Source organism: Cupriavidus sp. FW305-F7, from assembly GCF_058782875.1.
On sequence record NZ_JBYSYC010000003.1, the window covers coordinates 109,726 to 133,685 of the forward strand.

The following is a 23,960-nucleotide window of genomic DNA, read 5'->3' on the forward strand; positions in this document are numbered from 1 at the left end:
TTCTGACCCGATAACGCCATGCTGAATATCGATGCAGAGAGCGCCCGCGCGTCGCTCCCTTTTGACCGGCTTGTTGATGCACTCAAGGAAGCGTTTGCCTCTGGCTGCGAGGTGCCGCTGCGGCATAACCATACCGTCACCACCGCGCAGGGCCAGCAGGGGACGCTGCTGCTGATGCCGGCCTGGAGCCCGTCGCAGGGATACCTTGGCGTCAAGACCGTCTCGATCTATCCCGGCAACTCCGCGCGCTCGCTGCCGGGACTGTTCTCGACCTACATCCTCTACAGCGTGGAGACCGGCGAGCCACTGGCGCTGATCGACGGCAACGAGATCACGTCCCGGCGCACCGCGGCCGCGTCGGCGCTCGGCGCATCCTTCCTGAGCCGCAAGGACGCCAGATCCATGCTCTTGCTGGGCGCCGGTCGGGTGGCCAGCCTGGTGCCGTATGCCTGGCGCAGCGTTCGGCAGATCGAGCGGGTCGGGGTGTGGGACATCAACCCTGCTCAGGGCCGCCGGCTGGCCGAACAGCTTTGCAGCGATGGCTTCGACGCATACGTGGTGGACAGGCTCGAGACGGACACCTGCGCCGTGGACGTCATCAGCGCGGCGACGCTTTCGACCGAACCGCTGATCCGTCGCGAATACCTTCGTCCCGGCACCCATGTCGACCTGATCGGTGGCTTTACGCCAGCGATGCGTGAAACCGATGACGCTTGCTTTGCGGGCACCTCTGTATTTGTCGATACGGACGAGGCGGCAACCAAGGCCGGCGACCTGCTGTCCCCGCTCGGCAACGGCGTGATCGCCCGGGAAGATATCCGTAGCGACCTTGCCGGTCTCTGTCGGGCCCGGCACGCAGGAAGAGTTTCAGACGATGAGATTACGGTCTTCAAGGCTGTCGGTACCGCCCTGGAAGATCTTGCCGCCGCGGCGATGTGTTTCGAAGCCGTGGCAAATAACTAGAACGATCAAGGAAACTGCCAAGGAGTTCAGCATGAAAGAGACAACGAGGATGGCATTTGCCGATGCCGGCAAGCCGCAGCAAGGTGGCCTGGAGAGCCTGGCCGTACGGGTGACGAACTGGTCAGAGCGCTGGTTTCCGGATTCCTACATCTTTGCCGCGATCGCCGTCGTGGTGGTGGCGCTCGGCGCCATGCTGGTCGGGGCGTCGGCACCGGCCGTGGCGAAGGCATTCGGTGACGGCTTCTGGAGCCTGATCCCGTTCACGATGCAGATGGCGGTGGTGGCGATCGCCGGCTATGTGGTGGCGGTCTCGCCGCCAGCGTCGATGCTGATCGCGCGGCTGGCATCGCTGCCGCGTACGGCCCGCGGCGCAGTCGCGTTCGTGGCGCTGGTGAGCCTGCTGACGTCGCTGCTCAACTGGGCCATCAGCCTGATCTTCAGCGGCTTGCTGGTGCGCGCGATTGCCCGACGTGGGGGCTTGCGCGTGGATTATCGGGCCGCGAGCGCGGCGGCCTATCTGGGGATGGGCGCAACGTGGGCGCTAGGGCTCAGTTCCTCGGCCGCGCAGCTACAGGCAAATCCTGTCAGCCTGCCGAAGTCGCTGCTGGATATCACCGGGGTGATCCCGTTCGCTGAAACGATCTTCCTGTGGCAATCGATGGCGATGACCGTCGTGCTGATTGTCGCGTCACTGCTGATTGCATATTTTTCTGCGCCCACCGGGGAGCGGGCCCGCACCGCGGCCGATATGGGTGTAGACCTGAACGATGCCGACGACGGCGTCGCGTGGCCGTCGCGCCCTGGCGAGTGGCTGGAATACAGCCCGCTACTGACGCTGGCGCTGGTGGCGATGGGCGCAAGCTGGCTCTACCAGGAGTTTTCCGCAAAAGACCCGATCCTCGCCATCTCCAACCTGAACACCTACAACTTCCTGTTCTTGCTTCTCGGCATGTTGCTGAACTGGCGCCCGAAGCGCTTCCTGCGCGCCGTGGCCAGGTCGGTGCCGTCGACCTCAGGCGTGCTGATCCAGTTTCCGCTGTATGGCGGTATCGCCTTTATCCTCACCAAGGCGACCGGAGTCGACGGTGCGACGCTATCCCATCATCTCGCGTCGGCCTTTGTTACGATGGCGACCACCGAATCGTTCTCAGCGGTCATGGGCGTGTATTCGGCCGTGCTGGGGTTCTTCGTGCCGTCGGGCGGCGGCAAGTGGATCATCGAGGCTCCGTACGTGATGCAGGCCGCCAATGAACTGCAAGTCCACCTGGGATGGGCGGTACAGGTCTACAACGCGGCCGAGGCGCTGCCGAACCTGATCAATCCCTTCTGGATGCTGCCGCTGCTCGGCGTGCTGGGGATCCGGGCCAAGGATGTGGTCGGCTTCACCTTCACGCAGTTGCTGGTGCACACGCCGCTGGTGCTGCTGATGCTGTGGGCGTTCGCCACGACGCTGCCTTACCATCCACCGGTCATGCCTTGAGTCCCGGGAGGAACGTCGGCAGGGCGACTGAGGTGTCGCCCTGCGATCGAGGCTGGTTCACCCGTTCGCGGGCTGCTGCGGCGCCTCGGCCACGATCTCCCGGATCCCCTGTTCGAAAGCCTCCACCGGCTGCCCGCCGGTAACCAGGTAGCGGTTGTTGAAGATGATGGACGGCACTGACTGGATTCCCATGCGCTGGTACTCCTGGATTTCCGCGCGCACCGCATTGGCATAGTCATCGCTGTCCAGCACCTTGCGCGCCGCCGCGGCATCCAGGCCAACGCCCTGCGCGGCTTCGACCAGTACCTCGTGATTGCTCGGGTCTTTGCCGTCGGCATGGTAAGCGCGCAGCAGCGCCAGCTTCAGCGGCACCTGCTTGCCTTCCAGGCCTGCCCAGTGCAGCAGCCGGTGGGCATCGAAGGTGTTGTAGACATGTGTGCGCTCGCCAAACGGAAAGCCCACGCCGGCGCCGCGCTCGCGGATCATGGCCTGGGTCTCTGCGATCTGCGCCGGGGTGCGCCCGTACTTCCTGCCTAGATAATCGACGATCGCCTCGCCCTCCGGGCGCATCCCCGGGTTGAGTTCAAACGGATGCACGACGATTTCGGCATCCACCGCATCGCCAAGGCGCTGCAGCGCCAACTGCAGTGAAGACAGGCCGATGGCGCACCAGGGGCAGGCAATGTCGGAGACGAAGTCGATCTTGATGGGTTGGGGCATGGCTACTCCTGGCGTGGGCAGGGGCGTGGCCCCGGCCCGGATCTGGAAATTGCCGACAGGGTAGCCTGACTGGCGAATCCTTGCAGGCGGGCGCCGCGGCCGTGGCCGGGCGCCCGCCCCATCAGTCCCATCAGTCCCATCAGTCCCATCAGTCCCATCAGTCCCGTCAGTCCCAGCGGCGCCCGTGGCCGTGGCCGTCATTGTCGCCATGACGATATGCCCATTCGCGCTCGCGCCAGTCGCGGCGGTTGTCTCGATAGCCTTCCCGGTAGTAGTCCCGGTGGTAGTCCCTGCGATAGCCGCGGTCATAGTCATAGCGTACCGGCACCGGTGCCACCACGACGGGGCGCGGTGCCACCACTACCGGGCTGGGCGCATAGGCAACCGGAGCCGGCGCATATACCGGCGCGGGAGCATAGACCGGGGCCGGACGATAGACCGGCGCCGGCTGGGCCACCACCACGCCCGGCACGCCGATGCCGATATCGATATTCACACCGGCGTGAGCCCCGGCGCTGGCCACCAGCATTGCACCACCTGCTACCGCCATTGCGATGATTCGTTTCATGGTTGCCTCCCAAGGGGCGTTGGACATGGGCTCACTGTAGGGGGCGGGCTTGTAATATGGGGCGCGCGAAGTGTTGCAAGTGTGACGTGGTGTAACCTTGCTGCAGGGCTGGGACGTCTTGGCTACGCCTGTATCATGCAACCCCGTTGCCGAAGCTCTTTCCTTCCTTAGCTGCTCCATGCCTCGTACCGCCCTTGTCCTGCTGGCCCTGACCGCCTTCACCGCCATCCCCACCGCAGCCACTGCCGCCGCCGATATCCAGGCCGTCAAGGCGCTGTTCACCACGCGCTGCGCCTCGTGCCACCACGTCGGCCGCAACGCGCGCGCAGGCTTTGGCCCGCAGCTGAACGGCATCTTCGGCCGTGCCGCGGGCGGCACCAGTGATTTCCAGTATTCGGAGGCAATGCGCGCTTCAAAGATGGTGTGGTCGCATGACACGCTGCGTGCCTTCATCCATTCGCCCGGCAAGGTCGTGCCTGGCACGAAGATGCGCTTCTGGGGTCTCAGTGATGACAAGCAGATCAGCGATCTGCTGGCTTACCTGCAGACATTCCAGTAGGCGGGAAATGCGGCCCCGGCCCTTCCCCGGCCAGCGCGTCATGCGGATTGCGCAACGGACACGCCTTCAACGACAGACACCCACACCCGATACACCCATCTAGCTGGTCACGCAATTGCGTGAGCGTGCGAATGCGTTCATCCAGGTCATCGCGCCAGCTGGCCGACAGCCGGCGCCAGTCGGCCACAGTGGGCGCACGCCCGTCCGGCAGCTTCTGCATGGCATCGGCGATCACCGCCAGCGGCAGCCCCATGCGCTGCGCCACGCGGATCACGGCCAGCCGCCGCAGCACGGCGCGCGCATAGCGGCGCTGGTTGCCCCCGCTGCGGGTGCTGGCGATCAAGCCGCGCGATTCATAGAAATGCAGGGCGGACACGGCGATGCCCGTGCGCGCGGCGACTTCGCCGACGGAGAGCAGTTCTTCTGAGGGCGCGGTACGGCGCCGGCGCGGTGAAGGGGGCTTGTTCGCGGAGGCCATCGGCAGTGGAAGACACCAGTGGAACGGAGGAATGTCCATGCTACCACCAAGGCCGCGCTTGACCTCAAGCTAAGTTGAGGTTTGATACTTGCGACTCCACTGTTCGCCACGCCTCAAATACAGAGCTGATGATCATGTTCCCCTTCTCGCCCTCATCCTTGCGTTCACCCTCGATGCCCGCGCTGCCTTCCATGCCCACCATGCCGGTCGCCCGCCCCAATCCCTCGCTGAGCCTCATCAATCCCGAGGGGCTGTACGACCCGCGGCCCAACGGCTATTCGCATGTGGCCATGGTGGAAGGCCCGGCCCGCATCGTCTATATCGCGGGGCAGGGCGGTGAGGACGCGGCCGGTTGCCTGCCGCTCGATTTTCCGCGCCAGGTGGCGCGCGCCATGCAGAACCTGCGCATCGCGCTGCAAGCGGCAGGTGCCGACGTGGGCGATGTGGCTAAGCTCACGGTGCTGGTGGTCGACCACTCGCACGACCGCCTGCGCACCTTCGGCGCGGCGCTGCGCGAGATGTGGGGCGACAAGCCAACGCCGGCCTGCACGCTGATTCCGGTGCCGCGGCTGGCGCTGGACAATATGCTGTTCGAGATCGAAGCGACGGCGGTGCTGCCGGGCTGAACGCAACTCAACGACTGCGTGATTGCCGAAGTGGCGCGCGTGGTCGGGCGCGGGCGGATGAAGGCAATGTTCTTCGGGCCGATGTCAAAGGCAGGATTGCCTGCAGCCGCAAAGTAGGCCTGTGCTGCGGCGCTTTGCCGCAGCGGATGTCCTATCTTCAGCGCGGTGCGGCGCTGAAAGTCTTGTTGACGATCTTCCAGACGCCGTCGATCTCCAGCAGCGTCATATAGTCGGTGAAGGTCACGCCCGGGTATTCCAGCACCACCTTGGCGACGCCGGCATTGCCCACCACATCGAACTGCGTGATAAGGCGCTTGCGCTGCGCCTCGTCCGCCGCGGGATGGCCGGGGCAGCGCGCCGAGGTGAACTCCTCAACCGTCAGCGAATGCAGCTTGCCGTCACGGAACGAGACGATGCGCGCGTCGGCGGCAAACGCCTTGTACATGAATTCGGCCTTGCCGGTGATATGGCCCTGCAGGTAGTCCTCGATCGGCGCGAGCGCGGCCACGTGGCGGGAAGTCAGGCCCGTTTCTGAATACGTCATGGTCTCCTCCAAAACTGGGGCGGCACCGGGTTATCCACCCCATGCCGCGGCGTTGAAAGCGTTGATTGTATTCTAGGTTTGTATGCAAAAGTACAGGGCGCTGTCGGCTAGACCAATGTGGCGATGAGTTCACGCAGCCAGCGGTGTGCCGGATCGCGATGCACGCGCTCTGGCCACAACATCGACATCTCATAGCCCGGCACTTCGACTGGCGGTTCCACCACCTTTACTGCCGGCACGCCGCGCACCAACCGCTCGGGCAGCATCGCCACCAGATCGGTGCTGGCGACGGCCGACGTGACAAACAGGAAGTGGGGCACGGACAGCACGACACGCCGCTGCATGCCGGCCAGCGCCAGCGCCTCGTCGGTGACGCCGTAAAAGCCGCCGCCGTCCGGCGACACGATCACGTGGTCGAGCGCGCAGAACTGCGCCAGCGTGGGCCGCCGCTTCAGCCGCGGATGACCGGCGCGACCCACCAGCACATAGCGCTCGGTGAACAGGGCGCGCCGGTGCAGGCCCGGCGGCGAGCCATCGGTGGTGTGGAGGGCCAGGTCCAGTTCGGCACGCTCGGCCTGCCGGGCGATGCGCGGCGGCACCATCTCCACTACGGCCAGGCGCGCGCCGGGAGCCGCCATGCGCAGCGCCTGCAGCGCCGGCAGCACGATGGTCAATTCGCCGTAGTCGGTCGCGGCCACGCGCCAGGTGTGGGTCGAGGCAGCGGGATCGAACGGACTATCGGACGAGACCGCGTGCTCCAGCGCGCCCAGCGCTTCACGCAACGGTTCGCGCAGCGATTCGGCCTTGGCGGTGGGGCGCATGCCGCGCGGGCCCGGCAACAGCAACGGGTCGCCGAAGTAATCACGCAGCCTGGACAGGTGGACGCTGACCGAAGGCTGTGACAGGTGCAGCCGCTGCGCCGCGCGGGTCACGTTGTGCTCGGACAGCAGCACATCCAGCGTCACCAGCAGGTTCAGGTCCAGCCGCCTGAGATTAGTCATGACAATACCAGGGATATTGGATATTCATTTCTAATATAGCGGACGACGGCCTATGCTGGCTTCACTCAATCATTGGAAGCCGCTGTCATGAACGTATTGCTTGTCTATGCCCATCCGGAACCGAGGTCGCTCAACGGGGCGATCCGCGACTTTGCCGTGCAGCGCTTGCGCGATGCCGGGCACCAGGTCCAGGTCTCGGACTTGTATGCGATGCAATGGAAGGCGCAGATCGACGGCGCCGACACCAAGGCGCAGCCGGGCGATGCGCCCTTCCACCCGTCACTGGATTCCAAACATGCCTTCGAGAACGGGCTGCAGAGCGATGACATTGCGCATGAGCAGGAAAAGCTGCGCTGGGCCGACACGGTCATCCTGCAGTTCCCGCTGTGGTGGTTCTCGATGCCGGCCATCCTGAAGGGCTGGGTCGAGCGCGTCTATGCCTATGGTTTTGCCTACGGCGTAGGTGAACACTCCGACGAGCGTTGGGGCGACCGCTATGGCGAAGGCAGTCTCGCTGGCAAGCGTGCCATGCTGGTCGTCACCACCGGCGGCTGGGAATCCCACTACAGCGCGCGAGGCATCAATGGCCCGATCGACGACATCCTGTTCCCGATCCACCACGGCATCCTGTACTACCCCGGGTTTGACGTGCTGCCGCCGTATCTGGTTTATCGGACCAGCAAGGTCGATGAGGCGCGCTTCGCGGAGATTCGCGAGGAACTGGGCCAGCGGCTGGATACCCTCAGGACTACCCCACCGATCCCGTTCCGGCGGCAGAACGCGGGGGACTACCGGATTCCGCAGCTGACGCTGCGCGAGGAGGTGGCGCCGGGAACGGTGGGGTTCGCGGCGCATGTGGAGTAAGGGCGGCAACCGATGGCCGCCCCGGTGGACTTAGTCCGCCCGAATATCCGCCCGCGCCGCCACCGCCCGCATCTCCGGCAATTCCTTCTCCACCCGCGCCTTCACTGCTGCGCCATTGCCATAAGCCGGCGTCAGCGCCAGTTCGACCATGCGCGCCTTGGTAGCCGGCGCGTTGGCGACGTCGGCCAGGGCCTTCTCCAGCTTCTGCTGCACCGGCGCGGGCAGGCCCGCGGGTGCCAGCAGCGCGAACCACGTGCCCATCTGGAAGCCGGGGTAGCCACTCTCCGCGACGGTAGGCACCTGCGGCAACGCTGGCAGTCGCTGCGGCGACAACACCGCCACCGGCCGGATCTTGCCGCCCTTGATCAGCGGCAGGGTGGCCACCACGGTATCGACCGCGACCGGCACCTGGCCGCCGGCCAGCGCGGTCAGGCTGGGGGCGCTGCCGTTGAAGGGCACGTGGACCATGCGGATGCCGGTGGCGGACTTGAGCATCTCCGCACCGAAATGCACCGAAGACCCCGCGCCGAACGAGCCATAGGAGAACTTGTCCGGGTGGGCTTTGGCCTGCGTCACCAGATCCTTGAGCGAGGTGATCTGCATGTCCGGGTTGGCCACCAGTACCAGGCTCATGTCGGCGACCAGGCCCAGCGGGGTGAAGCTCTTGATGGGGTCGTAGCCCAGGTGTTGGCGGATGGCCGGGTTCAGTGTCAGCGTGGTGCTGGCCGCCAGCAGCAGCGTGTAGCCGTCGGGCGCGGCCTTGGATACCTGGGTGGCGCCGATCACGGTGCTGGCGCCGGGCTTGTTCTCGACCACCACTGACTGGCCGAGTTTTTCGCCAAGGCCGACCGCCAGCAGGCGGCCCAGCACGTCAGTGGCGCCGCCCGCGGCGAACGGCACCACCAGCCGGATCGGGCGGTCCGGCCAGGATTGGGCCTGCGCGGCGGCGGGCGTTGTGGACAGCACCGCGGTCAGGGCGGCGGCGCAGGCGAGAAACAGCTTCGGGGGCATTGCGGTCATCGTTGGCACTCCTGCCGGCAGTTGTAGGAATAGAAGGCAATCGGAAGCAATACGAAGCGGGGCCAGGACTAGCCGAAGGCTCAATCGAGCCAGGGGCTGCGCACGCGCGAGAAGCCGCCGGCCTGGTCATAGGCATGGCCGAGCTGCAGCACGGCGGCGTCGGCCTGCGCCGGGCCGATGATCTGGATGCCGGCCGGCAGGCCCCGGGGGCTGAAGCCGGCTGGTGCGGCCAGGGCCGGCAGTCCGGCCATGGTGGCCGGCACCACCACCTGCATCCAGCGGTGGTAGGTGTCCATGTCGCGGCCGTCGATGACATGCGGCCAGTCCCAGTCGGCATTGAACGGGAACACCTGCGCGGCCGGCAGCACCAGGTAGTCGAAGCGCTCGAACAGCGCGCGCAGTGCCTGGTACCACGCGCTGCGCTCGCACAGGGCCTCGTACACGCGCGTGCCCGGCAGGGCCAGGCCTCGCTCGATCTCCCATGCGGCCTCGGGCTTGAGCAGCGCGCGCCTGGCCGGGTCGTGGTACAGCGCCGCGCTGGCGCCAGCCACCGAGAAGCTGCGCAGGTCGATCCACGCGCGCCACAGGCGCTCCAGGTCGAATTCGGGCAGCGCGGCGTCCACGGTGCAGCCGAGCGTGCGCAGGTGCGCGAGCGCCTGCTCGCAGGTATCGAGCACGCCGGCTTCGGTCGGCAGGTGGCCGCCCAGGTTGCCCAGCCAGCCGATGCGCACGCCGGCCCAGTCGCGTTCGGGCGGCAGCTTGAAGGTGCCGGGTGCTTCGGCGCGGTGCGTCAGCGGCAGGCGCGCGTCGAAGCCGGCCTGCACCGACAGCAGCAGGGCCAGGTCCGGCACGTTGCGCGCCATCGGGCCGGCCACGCTGAACTGCTGGAAGAAGACCTCGTCGCCCGGGCCGTGCGGCACGCAGCCGACCGAGGTACGCAGGCCATACACGTGGTTGAACGCCGCGGGCGTGCGCAGCGACCCCATCATGTCCGAGCCATCCGCCACCGGCAGCATGTGCAGCGCCACCGCCACCGCGGCGCCGCCGCTGCTGCCGCCGGCGGAGCGTGCCGGGTCGAAGGCGTTGCGAGTGGTGCCGTAAACCGGGTTGTAGGTATGGCCGCCCAGGCCGAACTCCGGCGAGTTGGTGCGCCCGACAAAGACCGCGCCGCCGGCGCGCATGCGCTCGAAGATCACGGCGTCGGCCTCGCTGACCTGCCCGGCGAAGATCGGCGAGCCCTTGGTGGTGACCATGCCCGCGGCCGGGCTGATGTCCTTGGGCGCCTGCGGGAAGCCATGCAGCGGGCCGCGGCTGGTGCCGCGTGCCAGTTCGGCGTCGAGCCCGGCGGCCTGCGCGCGCAGGGTGTCGCGCTCCATCGGCGCCACGATGGCATTGACGCGCGGGTTGTGGCGGTCGATCTGGCCAAGGAAGGCATCGAGCACTTCCACGCACGAGACCTCGCGTCCATGGATGGCGCGCGACAGGGCGACGGCATCGAGTTCGGTGATGGGATCAGGGGTCTGGGTGGGCGCCATGGCTCGGGTGTCTCCTGTGGTGTCGGGAAAAAGCATACGGGCGGCGCACGGTTTCCCGCAATCGATGTTTTTTTCAAATATCCTTGCGTAAAACGCAAACCAGCCGCCGGAGCCGCCCATGCTGTCGCATCGCCTGCAGGAAACCTCGCTGCGCTATTTCCTGGAGGTGATACGCAGCGGCTCGCTGACCGAGGCGGCGCAGCGGCTGAATGTCACCGTGTCGGCCGTGAGCCGCCAGGTCGGCGCGCTCGAGGCATTGCTCGGGGTGCCGCTGTTCGACCGCCGGCCGCGTGGCATGGTGGCCAGCGCGGCCGGGGAGTTGCTGGCGGCCTATGCCCTGCGCGGCGCGCTGGAAGCCGATCGGGTGGTGTCAGAGATTGCCGCGCTGCAGGGCCTGCGCCGGGGCCGGGTGCGGCTGGCCAGTTCGGCGGGATTTGCGATCGAGTTCCTGCCGCGCATCATTGCCGAGTTCCGCCAGCGCTATCCGGGCCTGCAGTTCCATGTGCGCGTGGCGCCGCCGGCCGAAGTCACCGGCATCGTGCTGCATGGCGATGCGGACATCGGTATCACCTATAGCCGCGCCGCGGAGCAGGGCATCCGGGTGGAGCACCGCCAGCCCGCGCCGGTGATTGCCATCATGCGTCCGGACCATCCGCTGGCGCGCTTTCGCAGCGTCACGCTGGCGCAGATGCAGCCTTACCCGCTGGCGCTGCCGGAGGGCGACAACACCGTGCGCCAGCTGTTCGACATCGCTTGTGGCGAACGCGGCATGGTGTTTGAACCGGTGCTGGTGACCAATCACTTCGAGACCCTGACCAACTTCGTGCTGCACGGTGGCGGGCTGTCGATCTCTGGCGCCGTCACCGTGGGCGACAGGTTGCGCCGCGGCGAACTGCGCGCCGCCTCGATCCGGGAGCGCGGCATGCGCAGCCGCGCGGTCGAACTGCAGACGCTGGCCGGCCGCACGCTGCCTGAGGGCGTGCGTGCGTTCCTGGGGTTTATCCGCGAACGGCTGGCGGCGGAGGTTGGTGTGGCGGGCGCCTAGGCCGAAGCTGGCCTGCGGCGCCCGCCATCGCTGGCGTCATCCGCGCCAGGTGCTGCCGGTCACATCGCCGGTGCTGCGGGCTTCGGGGAGCTCGCGGCGCACGCGGATGTCGTTGTTGACCTCCTTGACGCCGTAGGTGCCGTCGGCCAGGTCTTCGATATAGAACTTCTGGCCGCGGTCGCGCACGGTGCCGGTCAGTGACACCACGCCTTCGCTGACGTCCACACTGACGTCGCTGACGTCAACGCCGCGCGCATAGCTCAGCTGCTCGCAGATCTGGTCGCGGATGCGTTCGTCGCTGCGCTGGTAGCCGCGCGGGCCAGTGTGGCGTTCGGAGGTGCCGAACCAGTCGCCCACGGCTTCACCGATGCGGCGGCCCAGGTTGTAGAGCACGCCATGCGAGCCTTCGCGCTCGTCATCGAGATCGTCGGTTTCCCAACCGCGGCGCTGCGCATATTCCCGGTAGCCCGGGCTGTGACGCCGTGCCTCATAGCGCTGCTTTTCTTCCCAGTCCTCGTGCGGGTCGACCCAGTAGCGGGTGTCGCTGCGCAAGTCGCTGAAGTAGGTGTCATGGCCGCGCGCGTGAGGCGATTCACGCGGATCCCGTGCGCGTTCGGCGCTGCGGCGCCACTGGCGCTCGGCGTACTCGTCGTCGCGTTGCCATGCCTGCGGATCGCGCCATTCGCTGGCGCGTTCCCAGCCATAGCCGCCGTTCAGGCCGTAGCGCAGGTTGCTGCCGGAGCGTGCGCCGGAGGGGTGTTCCGGGTACCTGCGGGCGCCGTACGCTTCGTTGAAATCCCGGTCCGGGCGGGCGGAGCCGCCGTAGCTGGTCTGGCCCGGGGCCATTTGCTGGCGCCGACGCCGCGCTTGCCAGCGCTCCTGTTCGGATTCAGGTTGCCAGTCATCGTCTTCCCATGCCTGGCGGCGTTGGCGCGCGGCGCGCGCATTGCGCTCATCGTAGTAGTAGCCCATGCTGTTTTCCTGACAGTGTGCGTGTGGCGCCATGTGCGGGCGCAGGCGCACACGCCGTGCGCGAACCGCTGGCGGGTAATCAAGAAGGGGCAAGATTCGTACCGTGCGGCGGGATGCCCCGCGGACGGGGGTTTGCCGGCACTTTGGCGCATTGCCATCCATGCAAGGGTTTCAGAGCTTGTAAGGGATGCCGGTCCGGATGGGCGGGGCGTGCCGCAGTATCCACATGGCGCGAGGCAGGGCGCCACGCGCACCGGGGCAGGCGTGCTGGGCGGCCGTACTGCCGCCCGTCGCCACCTTTTTGCCGGTTTACTTCGTGCTGCTGGTCTTGGTCGACTTTGTCGATTTGGTCGACTTGGTGGCCATGGCTTTCGCAGGGGCGGCTGCGCTGCCAGCGGCCGTGGTCGCCGGGGCCGGTTCGATCTTCGACTTGGCGAACGCAAAATAGCATTCGGTATTGCTGTTGTTGTACGTTTCCGAATCGCTTGTGGCCAGCACGCCGGTGACGTTGATCTTGTCCCCGGTCTGCAGGTTGCTGATCTTCTTCTGGTTGACCATCAGCGCGTCGCGCATTAGCGCCTTGCCGGTGCACTGCGGATTGACCGAGTCCTTGAAGTAGACGGCAATGGTGTCGTCCGACTTGCGCAGGCCATCCACCTTGGTGATGCGGGCGACCGTACCCGTTACCAGGATCGCCTGCGAATCCCACTTCTTCTTCGCGGTGATTTCGTTCTTCTTCCAGTCCGACCAGATATCGCCCAGCGAAGCCGGCTTCGGATCCGCCAGCATGCGGAAGTCGCCGCTCAGCACGTCGCCGGTGCCGTCGAGCACGCCGCTGATGGAGGACATTGCGCCGTCCATCGATTCACACCCCGCCAGCAACCCGGCTAGCGCTAGCCCTACCACCAGTTTTCCCGTCTTCATTCTTTTTTTCTCCAGGTCCGCCAGCACCCTCGGCCAGCGCCGGGGCATTGTATTCGTACAGCCTGCAAAATCCAACAGAACTGGCAAAAACGCTCTATTTTCGGCAAAAATGGGGTGGCATCCCCCGAATGGGGCTGTCCCGGCGCAAGCTCAGGAGCCGGCCGGTTCGACGCCTCCCCAGAATATGGGATGGGCAACGACGCGCGGCTATGCGATGAGTAAGCGCGGGGGCGTTTACCCTGAAGGGATCCGCCCGGCCGTCCCATGCGCGGGCGGATATGTCAGAATCCGCCGTCGTGCCCGGAGCACAGCATGCAGTAGTACGGGCAGCAAGACTGGCCCGACAACGGGCAGCACAACGGGCAGCACAACGGCATGGCTCGGGAACACAGGCATGGCAAGCACAACAAGAGTCCTGATCGTCGAGGACGATCCCGCGGCACTGAGCCGGCTGGTGCAGGCCGTTGAGATGCATGCGCCGGCCACCGTGGTGGCAGGCTGTACCGCCAGTGCGGCGGAAGCCCTGGCCTGGCTGGCGCAGCACCAGCCCGACGTGCTGCTGTGCGATCTCGGCCTGCCGGACGGCAGCGGCATCGACGTGATCCGCGACGCGCGCGAGCGCTATCCCGCCTGCGACTGCATGGTGGTCACGGTGTTCGGCGACGACCAGCACGTGCTGGCCAGCATCGAGGCGGGCGCCATCGGCTACCTGCTCAAGGACGAAACCACGGACCGCATCGCCGCCTCCATCGGCGAGCTGCGCGCGGGCGGCTCGCCGATGAGCCCGCTGATCGCGCGACAGGTGGTGAACCGGCTGCGCGGCGCGCCGGCCGAGGCGGTTGCGCGCGATACCGCGGCCACCGGCGCCGTGGTGCTGTCGGTGCGCGAGAACGAGATCCTGGACCTGATCTCGCGCGGCTATACCTATGCCGAGACTGCCCGCTACCTGGGGCTGAGCGTGCATACCGTGCAATCGCACATCAAGAACATCTACGGCAAGCTGGCAGTACGCTCGCGCGGCGAGGCCGTGTTCGAGGCGGCCAAGCTGGGCCTGCTCAAGTCCTTGTGACCCCACCTAATGCTGCATCGGCCGCGCCACCTCCGGACCTTGCTTGCCGTGCTGCTGGCATGGGCCTGCCTGATGCTGTCCGGCATGGCGGCAGCCGCGGGCACGATGGAACTGGCCGCGGCCACGCGCTCGGCCACGCTGACCGACGGCACGGTGCTGCCGGCGCTCCCGCTGACGCTGCCTGATTACTGGGACCGGGAGATGCCGGGCAAGTCCGGCACGCTAGTCTACGAACTGCGCTTTGACCGCAACTGGCCCGCGGCTGACCCTGGGGGGCTGTTCGTACCATGGGCCGGCGGCAGCTACGAGGTGCGGCTCAATGGCGTGCTGATCGCTGCCGGCGGGCGCCTGGACGCACCCTCGTCGGCGCTGGCCAAGCGACCCTACTACGTGGCCATGCCGCCCGAGCTGGCAAGCACGCACGGCAACCTGCTGCGCATCACCGTGGCGGCGCGCGCCTATGCGCGCTCGGGCCTGCTGCTGGTGACGGTGGGCCCGGCCGCCGAAGTGCGCGCGCAGTTCGAGCAGGCCTTCCGCCTGCGCGTGGTCGGCCCGTTAATCGCGGCGGTGCTCAGCGTCGTGCTGGGCGGCCTCGCGCTGCTGATCTGGTGGCGCCAGCGCGATCCGCTGTTCGGCCTGTACGGGCTGGCCGAGGTCGCGTGGAGCGTGCGGCTGCTCGACTACTTTGTCGATGACCTGGCGATTCCCGCGGAACTGCGCAGCTATATCGTCGCCGCCGCGCGCGAGGTGTTCCTGGGCGCCATCGCCCGGTTCTGCCTGCTGGTGATCCGCGTGCCGTGGCGCTGGCTGCATCGCACGCTCAATGCCTACCTGTGGCTGGCGCTGCCGGTGATCGCGCCGCTGGCCGCCGTGTCAAGCCACCCGATGGTCTTTCCGCTGAGCTGGCTGGTCAAGGTGGGCATCATCCTGACCGTGGCCGGCGCGATGGTATGGGGCGCATTGCGCCGGCCCAGCCGCGAGGCAACGCTGCTGGCCGCCACCGTGGGCGTGTCGGCGGTGCTGTTCCTGGCGGACTGGATCAAGGTCTGGCTGACCGGCGACTACTACTGGGTCCATTCCATGACCCGCTATGTGTCGGTGCCGTTCAGCGTGGTGATGGCGTGGATGCTGGTGGAGCGCTACACCAGCGCGGTGCAGAGCCTGCAGGACGCCAACCAGGTGCTGACCGAGCGCGTCGCGCAGCGCGAGGCGCAGCTGCGCGCGGCCTTCGCACGCACGCAGAAGATCGCTGCCGAGGAGACCGCCCTGCGCGAGCGTGGCCGCATCCTGCGCGACATGCACGATGGCCTGGGCAGCCAGCTTGTCACCACGATCTCGATGCTGGAATCCGGCAAGGCCAGCTCGCCGGAAATCGCCGTGCAGGTCCGGCACGCCCTGGATTCGCTGAAGCTTTCCATCGACGCCATGCAGGACACCGGCGGCGACCTGGCGGCGGTGCTGGGCAACCTGCGCTACCGCCTGGGGCCGCGCATCGCCGATGGCGGCCTCGATATCCACTGGGAGGTCGAGCGCCTGCCCACGCTGGCGCATTTCACCGCGCGCAAGGTGCAGGAGCTGCAATACCTGCTGCTCGAAGGCATCACCAACGTGCTGCAGCACGCACGGGCAACCGCCCTTACCGTGACCGCCCATGCGGACATGGACGCGCAGGTGATCCGGATCACGCTGGCCGACAACGGCCGCGGCTTCGACACCGAGGCCACGCGCGGCGGGCGCGGGCTGCGCAATATGCAGGTGCGCGCGGCGGCCATCGACGGGCGGTTGCAGATCCGGTCGGCGCCGGGCAGTACGGCGCTGACGGTGGAGGTGCCGCTGGCGCCGGGAGACGGCGATGAGGCTGGCGCCGACCGGGAGGGCATCGCGCCCGCCGCGTAGAGGCCCGGGCGGGCTGGGCGCGAAGGCTCAGCATGCCAGGCCGGGGGCTGGCGCTCAGCGCGCGCCACGCCGCGGCGCCAGCCGCACGGCCAGCGCAGCCAGCGCGGCGGCGGTCGCCAGCGCGGCCACGCCGGTCCAGCCGAAACGCGCCAGTGCCAGGCTGCCGAGCGCGGCGCCGACGGCCATGCCGGTGAACATGCAGACGAACAGCACGGCATTCAGGCGGCTGCGCGCGCCCGGATCGATGCCATAGACGATGGTCTGGTGCGCGACCAGGGCGATCTGGACACCTAGGTCGAACCCGATGGCGCTGGCGCCGATCAGCCACAGCTGCGCATGCGGCGATACCAGCGGGGTCAGCAGCATGCCGGCAAACGACAGCGCCGCCAGTGCCGCGCCCAGCCGGGTCACCCGCTCCGGCCCGCTGCGGTCGGCAAGGCGCCCGGCAAGCGGCGCGCCCAGCGCGCCGGCGGCGCCGGCCAGGCCGAACGCGCCCGCGGCTTCACTGCCAAGATGGAACGGTGCGCCATGCAGCATCACCGCCAGCGTCGACCAGAACGCGCTGAAGCCCACCGACAGCAGCCCCTGCGCCAGCGCAGCGCGGCGCAAGGCGCCATGCTCGCGCCACAGGGCCGCCAGCGAGGCCAGCAGCGCACGATACGGCAGCACCGTGGTGGGCGTGAAGCGCGGCAACTGGCGCCGGGCAACCAGCGCGACCGCCGCGATGCTGGCCGCCGCAATCATGAACATGGCGCGCCAGCCGAAGTGGGCGGCGACGAAGCCGCTCACCACCCGCGACAGCAGGATGCCCAGCAGCAGTCCGGTCATGACCGTCCCGACCACCTTGCCGCGCTGCGCCGCGGGCGCCAGCGCCGCTGCAGCGGGCACGATGTCCTGGGCCATGGTGGCGGCCAGGCCCACCACCAGGCTGGATACCAGCAACGCGCCAATGCCGGGCGCCAGGCCCGCCAGCAGCAAGGCGCCGACCAGCGCCACCGCCTTGGCCACGATGATGCGGCGGCGGTCATAGCGGTCGCCCAGCGGCGCCAGCAGCAGGATGCCCAGCGCATAGCCGAGCTGCGTCAGGGTCGGGATGGCGCCGGTTGCTGAATCGGAAGCACGCAGGTCGGGTGCCATCACCCCGAGCATGGGCTGGCTGTAGTACAGCGAGGCGACTGAAAGGCCTGCGCCGACGGCAAGCAGCAGCACCAGGCGTGCCGGCAAGGACGGGCTGGCAACGGTGGCGGCGGATGGGGTGGCGGGAGCAGAGGACATGTTGGGGTTGCGTGGTCCGCAGGCGGGTTTGGATGGCTCGAAGTGTTGTCCACGCGGGCGGATTCTGGTAGACGTGCGGGATGAACAATGGTTATACGAGATACGTATGAAACGCCAGCCAGCATTGCCGCGAACTCCCGCCACGCAGGGCAGGGCAGCTGCCCGCGGCGCCACCAGTGCCGACCGCATCGAGCTGATGCAGACCTTTGTGCGCATCGTCGAGGCGGGCAGCCTGTCGATGGCGGCAGCGCAGCTGCAGACGACCCAGCCCACCGTCAGCCGGCGCCTGCAGACGCTGGAGCGGCTGCTCGGCGTGCGCCTGCTGCAGCGCTCCACGCATGCGATGAAGCTGACCGAGGACGGCGAACGCTGCTATGAGCGTGCCAAGGGGCTGGTGGCCGACTGGACCATGTTCGAGGCCGACGTGCGCGGGGTCGGGCATGCGCCGGCAGGCACGTTGCGCGTGGTGGTGCCGCACGCTTTCGGGCAGGAGCTGCTGGTCGGCCCGCTGGCCGGCTTCCTGCAGCAGTACCCCGAAGTCTCGGTGGAATGGCTGCTGCATGACCGTACCCCGGATTTCATCGCCGAGGCCATCGATTGCGCGATCCATGTAGGCGAGGTGCATGAACCCGGCGTGGTGGCGGTGCGGCTCGCCGACGTGCCGCGCGCGGTCATTGCCGCACCGTCGCTGTTTGAGGGTAAGCCGCTGCCACGCCGGCCGGAAGACCTGGAGGGCCTGCCATGGCTGGCGCTGCGCACCTTCTATCGCAATGAGGTCGTGCTGCAGAACACGCAGACGCAGGCGCGCCAAGGCATCTCATTCCAGCCGCGCATGAGCACGGACAGCCTCTACGCGCTGCATTCGGCGACCCGGCTGGGGCTGGGTGTTGCCGTCGGCTCGGCCTGGATCTTTGCCGACGACATTGCCAGCGGCAGGCTGCTGCACCTGCTGCCGCAGTGGCAGGCCGATCCCTTGCCGATCTACCTGGTCTACCCCTATGCGCGCTTCTATCCGGCGAAGCTCAGGTCGTTTGTCGATGCCATGCGGCAAGCCATTCCCACGCCGGGTATGGTCGGGAGCGCGGGCCCGCGGCGGCGCGAGCGCGGCGAGCGGACCCGTCGCGCATGAGCGCGCTAAGGGAGGCGCGGAAGACGACGCCGTCAAGGGCACAAGGCCGGACAGGCCGCTGTGACCCTTTGCCCAATGCCCCACACCTCTTCGGTGCAGGTGGGCAGGCAGCGGTGCCGACGCTGCCCGCAACCCGTGCTTTTTGCCCCACTTCAGCGCGTTTTCTGCACCGGATTTGCGCATTATCAAGGCCTTCGAAATCCGCGCTTCAGGCCTGCAAATCAAGGCCGATAGGAGGAAATCCAAGCCAGGTTCTGTGACCGCCATGAATCCCTTTTTCCTTCCCGCCGAGCGCCTGATGGCGCGCCTGAATATCAACCGCAAGCTCGCGCTGATCGCCGTGCTGTTCCTGGTGCCGCTATGCGGCGCGATGTACGTGGTGCTGAGCGATGCGGCGCGATCGATCCGCACCACCGGCGATGAAGTGCGGGGGCTTGCCGTGGCCGGGCATGCGCTCGACTTCATGCGCGAGACCCAGGTCCGGCGCGGCGCCGGCAATGCGGTGTTGTCGGGCAATGCGGCCTTTCGCGCCACCTTCGACGCGGCCGACAACAAGGCCGCGGCCAGCCTGGCGGGGCTGATGCGCAGCATCGCGGAGAATCCTGCCTTTGAACTGGCGGCCGGGGCGCGCAAGCTGGAGCAGGACTGGCAGCATCTGCGCGGGCTTGGCCTGGACACCACGGCGGGGCCGCTGTTCGAGCGCCACAGCGCGCTGGTGCGGCAGACGCAGGCGTTTATCGGCGACGTGGCCGAGCGCTCGCAGCTGGCGCTGGACAGTGAAGCGGGCTCGTACTACCTGCTCAACCTGTTGGTGGGCCCGATGCCGCGCCTGGCTGAGCTGAGCGCGCTGGCGCGCGGCCGCGGGGCCGGCATCATCGCGCAGGGCGGCTATGCCGATGCCGCGCAGCAGGCGGGCCTGGGCGCGCTCGCCGAGCAGATCCACGAGGGGCTGGAAACGGTGCGGCGCGACATCGCGCGCGTCGGGAACGCGGCACCCGCGTACCGGCCGCGCATCGATGCCGCGCTGGCGCGGCTCGCCGCGATGGACAACTTCCATCGCACGCTCAAGGTGCGGATGCTGGGCGCGACCGGCATCGATATCGATGCCAAGACCTACTTCGACGAGGCCACCGCGGCCATCGAAGGCGTGGCGGCCGCCAACAAGGCGTTTGCCGGGATCGTGGACACCATGCTGGCACAGCGTGTCGCGGCGCAGGAAGGGCAGTTCGTATTGCTGGCGGGCATTGCGCTGGTGACCGTGGCCGCAGCGTTCTACCTGTTCATCGGCTTCAGCCGCGGCATGCGCGGCGACGTGCGGCAGGTGGCGGAGATGGTCGAGCGCATCAACGCGGGCGACCTGACCCTGCGCATCGCGGTGCGCGGGCGCGACGAACTGAGCGAGATCAAGCGGCACCTGCTGTCGCTGGTGGACAGCTGGCGCGCGCTGATCGGCGACACCAAGGCCGGCGCGCACAACGTGCTGGCGGCGGCGGGCGATATCGCGCAGGGCAATATCGACCTGTCGCAGCGCACCGAGGAGCAGGCCTCGTCGCTGGAGCAGACCGCGGCCAGCATGGAGCAGCTGACTGCAACCGTGCAGCAGAACGCCAGCAATGCCGGCCAGGCCAGCGAGCTGGCGCGCGAGGCGTCTGGCGTGGCGCGCGCCGGCGGCGATGCGGTCGGGCGCATGCAGCAGACCATGCAGGAGATCGAGGCCGATTCGCGGCGCATCGTCGACATCATCGCGGTGATCGACGGCATTGCCTTCCAGACCAATATCCTGGCGCTGAACGCGGCGGTGGAGGCCGCGCGCGCGGGCGAGGCAGGCCGCGGCTTTGCCGTGGTGGCGACTGAAGTGCGCGGGCTGGCGCAGCGCGCCGGCAGCTCGGCCAAGGAGATCCGCACGCTGATCTCGCAATCGGCGCAGCGCGTGGCGTCGGGCAACACGCTGGCGCTGGACGTTGCCGCGACCATGGAGAACACCGTTGCCGCCATCGGCCGCGTGACGGCGATGATGGATGAGATCAGCCATGCCTCGCGCGAGCAGAGCAGCGGCATCGCCCAGGTCAACCAGGCGGTGACGCAGATGGATCAGGTCACGCAGCAGAACGCGGCGCTGGTGGAGGAGGCCGCCGCGGCGGCGCAGTCACTGCAGGAGCAGGCGCTGCATATGCAGCGGGCAGTGGCGGTGTTCCGGACCGAGGCGCATGCCTAGTGCACCTCGCAGTGCTCAGCGCCGGAAGACCCAGATCACGACCGACACCAGCACCGACACCAGGATGCAGGTCGTGATCGGAAAGTAGAAGCTGAACCCGTCCCGGACGATATGGATATCGCCGGGCAGCCGCCCGAGCGGCAGCTTCGACAGCCAGGGCCAGGCAGCGGCGGCTGCGATCAGCAGGCAGCCAAGGATGAGAAGCAGGCGTTGCATGATCGGATGGATTTGTTCGGGCCGGCGGCTTGTGGCGCCCCGGGTCCTGAGACGTTGGACAGGCACTTCGCCGCAGGATTGCATCGGCTCGGCGCACCGGGGGCAGGGACTATAGGTCGCGGGTTTCGGAATGTAAATTGAGAGTTGGCGCTCTTTGCATGAAATTTGGTTATACCGCCGGAATGCCGCAAGGTTAGTCTGATAGTAAATTTCACGATCAGCCGGTTTTCTGATAGAAAGCACTGTTCCGTGATCCAGATGTTCAGTCTGGTTCCACAAAAATGGCGCCTTCCGGCGAAATCCACACGCTGGATGGCCAATTTCCCGCCGGGTTAACGCTAATTCTGAGTCCCAACGCCCGTTGCCTAAGATTCCGTTCAATTGGAGAACAGCAGTTCGCAATTAGAACAATATCGCATGTCCGGCCCACAGGACGGCTCGTGCGATTTCCAGGCAAACGGAGACAGCAGTGCAACATCCCACCCAAACGAAGGGCGGCGTCACGGACGTCCAGGCCCTGATCGACGGACAGCGATTCACTGGTTACCAGTGGCTCATTCTTGTGCTGTGCTTCCTGATCGTTGCCATTGACGGTTTCGATACCGCCGCAATCGGATATATCGCGCCGGCGCTGGTGCAGGAATGGGGGATCGAGAAAGCCGCCCTCGGGCCCGTCATGAGCGCGGCGCTGTTCGGTCTTGCTTTCGGTGCGATCTTCGCCGGTCCGCTGGCTGACCGTGTCGGCCGCAAGAAGGTGCTGGTGCTGTCCGTCTTCTTCTTTGGCGCCTGCAGCCTCGCCACCGCGTTTGCGCCCACGCTGGGCTGGCTCACGGTCTGGCGCTTCCTGACCGGCCTGGGCCTGGGTGCCGCCATGCCCAATGCCGTGACGCTGACATCGGAGTTTGCGCCGCAACGCCGCCGTGCCGTGCTCGTGAACACCATGTTCTGCGGCTTTCCGCTTGGTTCCGCGGCCGGCGGCTTTGTCGCCGCCGCGATGATTCCGCACTTCGGCTGGCACAGCGTGCTGCTGCTTGGCGGCATCGTGCCGCTTGCGCTCGCGCTGTTGCTGGTGGTGCTGCTGCCGGAGTCCGTGCGCTACATGGTCCTGCGCAACTATCCTGCCACCCAGATCCGCAACGTGCTGCGGCGCGTGACTGGCGCAGACCTGTCCGAGGCCAACAACTTCATCATCGGCGAGCAGGCCCCTGCGACCCGATCCGCCATCGGCACCGTGCTGGCGCCCGGCTATCGCCTGGGCTCGGCGATGCTGTGGACCACTTACTTCATGGGCCTTGTCATCTTCTACCTGCTGACGAGCTGGATGCCGACGCTGATGAAGGACGCCGGTTTCTCGATCCAGCACGCGTCATTCCTGACGGCGCTGTTCCCGCTCGGCGGCGGCATCGGCACCATCGCGGCCGGCTGGTTCATGGACCGCTTCAATCCGAACAAGGTCATCGCCATCACCTACGCTGCAACCGGCGTACTGATCTACGCCGTGGGCCACGGCACCGGCAGCCAGGTGCTGCTGGGCGTGCTGATCTTCCTCGCCGGTACGGCCATGAACGGCGCCCAGTCTTCGATGCCTTCGCTGGCCGCGGCCTTTTACCCGACGCAGGGCCGCGCCACTGGCGTTGCCTGGATGCTTGGCATCGGCCGTTTCGGCGGCATCACCGGTGCGCTGCTCGGTGCCGAACTGCTGCGCCTGCACCTGGGCTTCGACACGATCTTTACGCTGCTCACCGTGCCGGCATTCCTTGCCGCCGGAGCGCTGCTGGTGAAGCATTTCAACAGCCGCCCCGTGGCTGCCGCCGACTCGGTCAATGGCGGCGCAAGCGTGGCAAGTCACTGAGCGGGAGCAGGCTGCGCCGCGGCGCGAATGCAGTTCGCCAGCGCCTCGGCCATCGGCGTGAGCGTGCGGTCGCCGTGCCGCAGCAGGCCGATCGGTTCCTCGGTGCCCTGCGTATCGATTGGCAGGAGTACCAGATCCCCCTCGGATACCGCACGGCTGGTGGCCGAGAGCGGCGCTGCCCACACGCTGTCGCTCTGCCGGGCCAGCAGCCGTCCGAGATAGGCGTCCGAAGTTTCCACGCAGCCGTCCGGCAGCGGCAGGCCGTGCCGGGCGAGCAGGCTTTCGGTGTTGTGGCGGGGAATCGAGCCTGCGGCCGGAATCACCAGCGGCCACGCCAGTGCGTCAACCAGCGTTGGCCGCGATACGGCGGCGAGGGGATGCCCGGGACGAACCGCCAGTGCCAGCGAGTCCGGGCCCAGCGACTCGAACCACAAGCTCTCCATGGCCACCGGGTCGTCCATCCGGCCAATGACCAGATCGAGCACATCCGCCTTGAGCTGGTCGATGAGGTTGCGGTTCATGCCGGTCTGCACGGCCAGACCGACCTCGGGATGCGCGGCGCGGAAACGCAGCAGGGCATCAGTCAACACCGCCGGCACCACGCTTGGCAGCGCACCTAGCCGGATGCGCTCCTGCGGCGGCGCATCCGCGCCGGCCATGCTGTCCGCCGCGGCATCGATATCCGCGAGGATGCGCAGGGCGTGGCGCAGGAAGCGCGTGCCGGCGGTGGTCAGTTCAGTGCCGGCCCGCTGCCGGACCAGCAGGCGGGTGCCGGCCAGTTCCTCGAGCTCGCTCAGTGTCTTGGAGACAGCCGGCTGCGTCAGCCCCAGGCGTTCGGCGGCGCGGCCCAGGTGCTGGGTCTGGGACACGGCCACGAAACAATAGAGGTGCCGCAGCCGCACGCGATTGCGGAAGATTTCGAGCGCGAGTGGGCCTTGGAGTTTCATGTCAAAAAGTTATCGTATTTCGACGAATTCTTAATTTACATGACTTTATGTGTTGTTTAAAG

23 protein-coding genes are annotated in these 23,960 nt (G+C 67.3%); 11 read left to right on the top strand and 12 right to left on the bottom strand.

What is annotated here, in order from left to right; genetic code table 11:
- Positions 1-18 precede the first annotated feature (18 nt).
- Positions 19-963: a bifunctional Delta(1)-pyrroline-2-carboxylate/Delta(1)-piperideine-2-carboxylate reductase gene (gene lhpI / locus AC3WL8_RS03845; protein WP_013953907.1), complete on the top strand. Its 945-nt coding sequence runs from the start codon at positions 19-21 to the stop codon at positions 961-963.
- Between the two features lie 31 nt (positions 964-994).
- The gene (locus AC3WL8_RS03850; protein WP_013953906.1) at positions 995-2,443 is read left to right on the top strand and encodes a short-chain fatty acid transporter; all 1,449 of its coding nucleotides are present in this window, start codon (positions 995-997) and stop codon (positions 2,441-2,443) included.
- 57 nt (positions 2,444-2,500) lie between these two features.
- Here the strand turns inward: AC3WL8_RS03850 and AC3WL8_RS03855 are convergent, their stop codons facing one another.
- Positions 2,501-3,163: a DsbA family oxidoreductase gene (locus AC3WL8_RS03855; protein ID WP_492377923.1), complete on the bottom strand. Its 663-nt coding sequence runs from the start codon at positions 3,161-3,163 to the stop codon at positions 2,501-2,503.
- Between the two features lie 166 nt (positions 3,164-3,329).
- The gene (locus tag AC3WL8_RS03860; protein ID WP_041228726.1) at positions 3,330-3,731 is read right to left on the bottom strand and encodes a hypothetical protein; all 402 of its coding nucleotides are present in this window, start codon (positions 3,729-3,731) and stop codon (positions 3,330-3,332) included.
- A 178-nt stretch (positions 3,732-3,909) separates the two neighbouring features.
- Between AC3WL8_RS03860 and AC3WL8_RS03865 the strand changes: the two genes are divergently transcribed.
- Entirely contained in the window at positions 3,910-4,290 is a 381-nt protein-coding gene (locus AC3WL8_RS03865) for a c-type cytochrome (protein ID WP_492377924.1), read from the top strand.
- Here the strand turns inward: AC3WL8_RS03865 and soxR are convergent.
- On the bottom strand, positions 4,253-4,768 hold the full coding sequence (gene soxR / locus AC3WL8_RS03870) for a redox-sensitive transcriptional activator SoxR (RefSeq protein WP_049800654.1): 516 nt from the start codon (positions 4,766-4,768) through the stop codon (positions 4,253-4,255). The two genes, AC3WL8_RS03865 and soxR, sit on opposite strands and share 38 nt — an antisense overlap.
- A 173-nt stretch (positions 4,769-4,941) precedes the next feature.
- Between soxR and AC3WL8_RS03875 the strand changes: the two genes are divergently transcribed.
- Positions 4,942-5,394: a RidA family protein gene (locus tag AC3WL8_RS03875; RefSeq protein WP_010810824.1), complete on the top strand. Its 453-nt coding sequence runs from the start codon at positions 4,942-4,944 to the stop codon at positions 5,392-5,394.
- Positions 5,395-5,551: 157 nt separating this feature from the next.
- Here AC3WL8_RS03875 and AC3WL8_RS03880 read toward each other — a convergent pair whose 3' ends face one another.
- Positions 5,552-5,938 carry a nuclear transport factor 2 family protein gene (locus tag AC3WL8_RS03880; RefSeq protein WP_013953899.1) on the bottom strand — a complete coding sequence of 129 codons (387 nt, stop codon included), beginning with the start codon at positions 5,936-5,938 and terminating at the stop codon, positions 5,552-5,554.
- A gap of 107 nt (positions 5,939-6,045) precedes the next feature.
- Entirely contained in the window at positions 6,046-6,939 is an 894-nt protein-coding gene (locus AC3WL8_RS03885; protein ID WP_153954124.1) for a LysR family transcriptional regulator, read from the bottom strand.
- 87 nt (positions 6,940-7,026) lie between these two features.
- On the opposite strand from AC3WL8_RS03885, the gene AC3WL8_RS03890 reads away from it, so the two are divergent.
- Positions 7,027-7,803 (top strand): NAD(P)H-dependent oxidoreductase, encoded by a 777-nt coding sequence (locus AC3WL8_RS03890; RefSeq protein WP_013953897.1) that lies wholly within the window; start codon positions 7,027-7,029, stop codon positions 7,801-7,803.
- 30 nt (positions 7,804-7,833) lie between these two features.
- Here AC3WL8_RS03890 and AC3WL8_RS03895 read toward each other — a convergent pair whose 3' ends face one another.
- Positions 7,834-8,823: a Bug family tripartite tricarboxylate transporter substrate binding protein gene (locus tag AC3WL8_RS03895; RefSeq protein WP_153954125.1), complete on the bottom strand. Its 990-nt coding sequence runs from the start codon at positions 8,821-8,823 to the stop codon at positions 7,834-7,836.
- Positions 8,824-8,903: 80 nt separating this feature from the next.
- Positions 8,904-10,358 carry an amidase gene (locus AC3WL8_RS03900; RefSeq protein WP_153954126.1) on the bottom strand — a complete coding sequence of 485 codons (1,455 nt, stop codon included), beginning with the start codon at positions 10,356-10,358 and terminating at the stop codon, positions 8,904-8,906.
- Positions 10,359-10,476: 118 nt separating this feature from the next.
- Here AC3WL8_RS03900 and AC3WL8_RS03905 point away from each other — a divergent pair, with 118 nt between their 5' ends.
- The gene (locus tag AC3WL8_RS03905) at positions 10,477-11,403 is read left to right on the top strand and encodes a LysR substrate-binding domain-containing protein (RefSeq protein WP_013953894.1); all 927 of its coding nucleotides are present in this window, start codon (positions 10,477-10,479) and stop codon (positions 11,401-11,403) included.
- Between the two features lie 36 nt (positions 11,404-11,439).
- Here the strand turns inward: AC3WL8_RS03905 and AC3WL8_RS03910 are convergent, their stop codons facing one another.
- The gene (locus AC3WL8_RS03910) at positions 11,440-12,375 is read right to left on the bottom strand and encodes a BON domain-containing protein (protein WP_153954127.1); all 936 of its coding nucleotides are present in this window, start codon (positions 12,373-12,375) and stop codon (positions 11,440-11,442) included.
- A 309-nt stretch (positions 12,376-12,684) separates the two neighbouring features.
- A complete protein-coding gene (locus AC3WL8_RS03915; RefSeq protein WP_153954128.1) occupies positions 12,685-13,299 on the bottom strand; it encodes an OB-fold protein in 615 nt (204 codons plus the stop codon).
- A 394-nt stretch (positions 13,300-13,693) separates the two neighbouring features.
- Here AC3WL8_RS03915 and AC3WL8_RS03920 point away from each other — a divergent pair, with 394 nt between their 5' ends.
- Both AC3WL8_RS03920 and AC3WL8_RS03925 read left to right on the top strand, forming a co-directional pair.
- On the top strand, positions 13,694-14,368 hold the full coding sequence (locus tag AC3WL8_RS03920) for a response regulator (protein WP_013953891.1): 675 nt from the start codon (positions 13,694-13,696) through the stop codon (positions 14,366-14,368).
- A gap of 48 nt (positions 14,369-14,416) precedes the next feature.
- Positions 14,417-16,264, top strand: coding sequence for a sensor histidine kinase (locus AC3WL8_RS03925; protein ID WP_492377925.1), 1,848 nt, complete (start codon positions 14,417-14,419; stop codon positions 16,262-16,264).
- Between the two features lie 54 nt (positions 16,265-16,318).
- Here the strand turns inward: AC3WL8_RS03925 and AC3WL8_RS03930 are convergent, their stop codons facing one another.
- Positions 16,319-17,539 (bottom strand): MFS transporter, encoded by a 1,221-nt coding sequence (locus tag AC3WL8_RS03930; RefSeq protein WP_153954131.1) that lies wholly within the window; start codon positions 17,537-17,539, stop codon positions 16,319-16,321.
- Between the two features lie 106 nt (positions 17,540-17,645).
- On the opposite strand from AC3WL8_RS03930, the gene AC3WL8_RS03935 reads away from it, so the two are divergent.
- The gene (locus tag AC3WL8_RS03935) at positions 17,646-18,668 is read left to right on the top strand and encodes a LysR family transcriptional regulator (protein ID WP_492377926.1); all 1,023 of its coding nucleotides are present in this window, start codon (positions 17,646-17,648) and stop codon (positions 18,666-18,668) included.
- A 265-nt stretch (positions 18,669-18,933) separates the two neighbouring features.
- Complete coding sequence (locus AC3WL8_RS03940) at positions 18,934-20,883, top strand: methyl-accepting chemotaxis protein (RefSeq protein ID WP_153954133.1); 1,950 nt, start codon at positions 18,934-18,936, stop codon at positions 20,881-20,883.
- Between the two features lie 15 nt (positions 20,884-20,898).
- Here AC3WL8_RS03940 and AC3WL8_RS03945 read toward each other — a convergent pair whose 3' ends face one another.
- Positions 20,899-21,099, bottom strand: a complete 201-nt coding sequence (locus AC3WL8_RS03945; protein ID WP_041228724.1) for a DUF2905 domain-containing protein — start codon at positions 21,097-21,099, stop codon at positions 20,899-20,901.
- A 469-nt stretch (positions 21,100-21,568) separates the two neighbouring features.
- Here AC3WL8_RS03945 and AC3WL8_RS03950 point away from each other — a divergent pair, with 469 nt between their 5' ends.
- Positions 21,569-22,951 carry an MFS transporter gene (locus tag AC3WL8_RS03950; protein ID WP_211979443.1) on the top strand — a complete coding sequence of 461 codons (1,383 nt, stop codon included), beginning with the start codon at positions 21,569-21,571 and terminating at the stop codon, positions 22,949-22,951.
- On the opposite strand, the gene AC3WL8_RS03955 is transcribed toward AC3WL8_RS03950, so the two are convergent.
- Positions 22,945-23,898, bottom strand: a complete 954-nt coding sequence (locus tag AC3WL8_RS03955) for a LysR substrate-binding domain-containing protein (protein WP_492377927.1) — start codon at positions 23,896-23,898, stop codon at positions 22,945-22,947. The two genes, AC3WL8_RS03950 and AC3WL8_RS03955, sit on opposite strands and share 7 nt — an antisense overlap.
- Between the last annotated feature and the right edge of the window lie 62 nt (positions 23,899-23,960).